General features: G+C 62.6%; 5 protein-coding genes. All 5 read right to left on the reverse strand.

Annotation, left to right across the window (positions count from 1 at the left end; all coding sequences use genetic code 11):
• Window positions 1-173: 173 nt before the first annotated feature.
• A complete protein-coding gene (locus ACH2EI_RS18880) occupies window positions 174-1,784 on the reverse strand; it encodes an IS1182 family transposase (protein WP_395161153.1) in 1,611 nt (536 codons plus the stop codon).
• A gap of 358 nt (window positions 1,785-2,142) precedes the next feature.
• A complete protein-coding gene (locus ACH2EI_RS18885) occupies window positions 2,143-2,553 on the reverse strand; it encodes a type II toxin-antitoxin system VapC family toxin (protein WP_395161155.1) in 411 nt (136 codons plus the stop codon).
• A gap of 2 nt (window positions 2,554-2,555) precedes the next feature.
• Window positions 2,556-2,783, reverse strand: a complete 228-nt coding sequence (locus ACH2EI_RS18890) for a hypothetical protein (RefSeq protein ID WP_395161157.1) — start codon at window positions 2,781-2,783, stop codon at window positions 2,556-2,558.
• A 253-nt stretch (window positions 2,784-3,036) separates the two neighbouring features.
• A complete protein-coding gene (locus ACH2EI_RS18895) occupies window positions 3,037-3,207 on the reverse strand; it encodes a hypothetical protein (RefSeq protein WP_395157200.1) in 171 nt (56 codons plus the stop codon).
• A 56-nt stretch (window positions 3,208-3,263) separates the two neighbouring features.
• Window positions 3,264-3,458, reverse strand: a complete 195-nt coding sequence (locus tag ACH2EI_RS18900) for a hypothetical protein (protein WP_395157202.1) — start codon at window positions 3,456-3,458, stop codon at window positions 3,264-3,266.
• Between the last annotated feature and the right edge of the window lie 167 nt (window positions 3,459-3,625).

Here is a 3,625-nt window from a genome sequence, read left to right on the forward strand (position 1 = left end):
CTAGGTGGCTGGTGTCGAACGGCGGGTTCGGTCGGTGCTGACGGCGGACCCGTGGGGTCGAGCGAGCACCCGAGACGAGCCGGCCATCGTCACACTGCCCGACCCTCGAAACGACCCGTTAAAACCGCACCCGCACGCTCGTGGTTGCTGGCGAGTTCGACGGTTTCGGTTGTTCAGGTGGCCCATCCGGTGGGGTTGGAGTGGATTCCGAGGATGGCGAGGCGTGCGAGGTTGGCGGCTGCGGCGAGGAGGTTGAAGTCGGCATCGATTTTGGTGGAGCCGCGCATGCGGGCGCGTCGTCCGCCGTGGCGGTGGCGCATCAGGTGCCCGAGTTTGCGTTCGACTTTGGGGCGGGTGGCGCGGTAGTCGTCACGCCAGGCCGGGTCTTGTTGACGCGAGCGGTGGCGGGCGAGGACAGCTTCGTAGACACCGACCCGGATGGTGCGACCGTTGGCGGCTTGGGTGCATTCGTCGCGTAGCGGACACGTCGCGCACGCGGTTGCGAAGTAGGCAATCCCGTCGCCGTAGACGCCGCGACGGATCGTGACGGTGATCGCGTTGGGGCAGGTGACGGTCTCGGCATCGAGGTCGATGGTGAAACGGTCTTTGCCGTAGCGGTCCTTGGGTGTGGCGGGCGGTTGGGTGCGGCATTTCGAGTCGATGCCAGCGTCGTCGAGACGATCCTGGAACTCGCCGGTCCCGTACGCGGCGTCGCCATACACACTCGGCTTCTCGCCGTCACCGGTGTCGGCATTAGCGTCGCCGGGCTCGGCATCGGTGTCGGCATCGAGGTCGTCGTTGTTGAGCAGATCGGCGATCAGGTCGTGGGCGACGGAGCCGTCTGAGGCGTTGCCGGCGGTCACTTTGGTGTCGGTGATGATCTCCGAATCGGGATCTTCCGCGATGTGGCCCTTGTAGCCGTCGAACCCGCGCGCCGCGGTCTTGTGACCGTGACGGGCTTGGGGATCAACGGTCGAGATGATCCGATCCTTGGCCACCCGGCGGGCGATCCGGAACCGGCCATCGTCTGCTTGTTCGAGGTCTTGGCCAACCACCGCTGCGAGTAACTCGCCGATCCGGGCGACCTCGACACCCAGATCGCGGTCATCCAACACGGCGAGACACCCGTGGGCGTCGGTGGCGAGGGCATCGATGAGGTCGGTGCGTGCGGTCGGGTCGTCCCAATCACACACCGGTTTGCCCGCCGAGCCGTACTCGTCATCACGCACCAGCACCTTGCGAAGTTCGGTCTCAAGGTCCGTGCCGGCAGCAGCGAGGAGTTGGCGGATCGCGGAACGGATCATCGTCACCGTGTCCTGAGTTGCGACCGCGTCATACAACGGTGTGGAATCCAACGCCCGTTTCGTTCCCACTACCCCGGCCTGGCGGGCTGCGTCCAACACGACATCGAAGATCCGTCGCGGCCGATCCGACCGTGCCAGGCGGGCACGCATATCGACCAGCACGGTGTGCGCGAACCCCGGATAATCGAACGCCAAACCGCCACACGCGTACTTGAAACGGGCGTCGAACTCGAACGCTGCAACAGCTTCACGATCCGACATCCCCGACCAGCGTTGCAACACCATCACCGTGGCCACGATCCTCGGTGGCACCGAGCGGCGACCCGTTGTTGTGAACAGATCAGCGAACAGATCGTCGCCGAACAGTCGGTCGCCATCGCGGGAGAGCACCGCCCAAATCGAATCCTCGGCGACACGGTCCGCAACGAACCCCGTCCCACGCAACAGATCCGCCTGTGTCGGCGTCAGCCCCAACGTCACCGCTCAACCTCGATCTGCATGACCCAGATTTTCGCAGAACCCACCCGCGAACGCGAGCACCATCCGCTACGAAAAACACCAGCCACCTAGGCACGAAAAAGGCACGAAGATGAAGCATCTGCAGTGAAACACAGCCTCTGACCTGGTGTTATATGGAGCGGATGACGGGAATCGAACCCGCGTATTCAGCTTGGGAAGCTAGGCCAAGTTGATGGTGCAGGAGGTCCATACACTGGGGAAATGCCGGTTGAGCAGGGGGTTAGCCGTGGTTCGCAGCGGCGCTTGTTGACCGCTGTTGTCCCTTGTTTTCCTCTGTGCGTGGCACGTATGTGGCACGGCCACTTTTGAAGTGGTTGGGTTACGGCAAGAGAGTGAAGGCGTCAACGTGGTCCGGGCGGACGACGGTGAAGTGCCGGTGATCGAGCGTTGCGATCTCGGTCCGTTCGTGTCGCTCCGCGAGGGCCATGAGACTCGCATCGGTCCCGCCGAGCGGAAGGCTGGCGTAACGGGTGACGAGTTCGGCCGTGCGTTTCCAATCATCGATAGTGAGGTGCTCGACGATGAGCTCGCCAGCGATGATGCTGTCGTACAACAGCCGCTCGATGCGTGGTCCGAGTTCCCGTTCGATCAGATAAGCGGCTTCAGCGATCACCATCGCGGTTGTACGCATTTGGCCGCTTGCGCCGGCAACCAGCGGAGCGCACCGGCTGTGTTGCGGGTCAGAACGATCAGCGGCAGCGACGAGAACGCCGGTGTCGACGATCAGCATTGTCAGCTTCGGCCGAAGCCGTCAGCGAGTAGTTCGTCGATCCGGTCGGTGATTCCGCCACCCGATTCACCGGCAGCCACAAACGCTGGAGCAGTTCGCCCAGACGGAGACTGGACTGGCGGAAGGCTGTGAGCGAGGTCAGTGATGACTTCGGAGAGAGTCATGTGGCGGCGCGCTGCTTCTGCCTCGATCCGGTCGAGGACCTCATTCGAGATCTCGATGTTCGCCATGTCCTCAGCGTAGCCGTCCCTCGGGGAAGCGTTATGCGCAGATCTTCCCGAGAAGGTGTTCCCGATTGATGGGGCGCCGACGTTCTCGTTCGGCTGGCCAGGCCTGGGCTCACTCTGGATTGTTGGCTCTTTCTGCCGGGGTCGGCCAGTTCTAGCGGTCCCTTTGTTTCCTCTGTGCGTGGCACGCATGCGGCACGCACAGCGGGCCGATCGAGATGATGGTCAGCATGATGACCGCATCGCCAAACGTCGACTATTGCCGAAGTCGCTCGATGGTGTTTGGAATGTAGCGGCGCAAGGTTTCGAGGAGTTCGGCTGGGGAGGTGTGTGGCCGTTGCCGTCGACCCGCCATCTCTCTGATCGCGTCGACGATGACCGATTCGTGATTGTCGAAGAGTTCGCTGATGAAGTCGTCGAGCGTCATGGCGACAATGCCGTGGGGTGCTCATGTGGGTGGTGTGAAGTGTCGAAGGTTCTCGGTCACGATGCTTCTGCACCGACGGTCACTGCGGTCGCGAGAACGTGACGATCTCCGATGTTCCGAATTGCTTCATCGCAGATCGCATCGGTCCAGTGCGGCCGATACACGCCCTCGATTGCGAGCGTGATGAGGAGGTCTGTTGGAACGATTCCGTAGAGAACGTTGGCGTCGAGTACCGCTATCGGCCGAGACACAGCTGTTGTCAGAGGTCCATGCCCGTGTCGTCGGCGAGTTGCTGAATCTCGGCGAGAGCTGTGTGACTTTCGTTGTCTCGGTGCGCTTTGAAGGCAAGGACATTGGCAAGAGTGATGCGGCGGTGGGAACCGGCTTTGTGGTGCGGGATGGATCCGTCGTCGACGAG

It is taken from the genome of Ilumatobacter sp. (assembly GCF_041688325.1).
In the GTDB taxonomy this organism is placed as follows: domain Bacteria; phylum Actinomycetota; class Acidimicrobiia; order Acidimicrobiales; family Ilumatobacteraceae; genus Ilumatobacter_A.

What these genes read in the sequence shown, in the direction of transcription:
- ACH2EI_RS18895 (WP_395157200.1), bottom strand. Translation starts at nt 3,207, where the DNA reads ATGACGCTCGACGACTTCATCAGCGAACTCTTCGACAATCACGAATCG.
- ACH2EI_RS18890 (WP_395161157.1), bottom strand. Translation starts at nt 2,783, where the DNA reads ATGGCGAACATCGAGATCTCGAATGAGGTCCTCGACCGGATCGAGGCA.
- ACH2EI_RS18885 (WP_395161155.1), bottom strand. Translation starts at nt 2,553, where the DNA reads ATGCTGATCGTCGACACCGGCGTTCTCGTCGCTGCCGCTGATCGTTCT.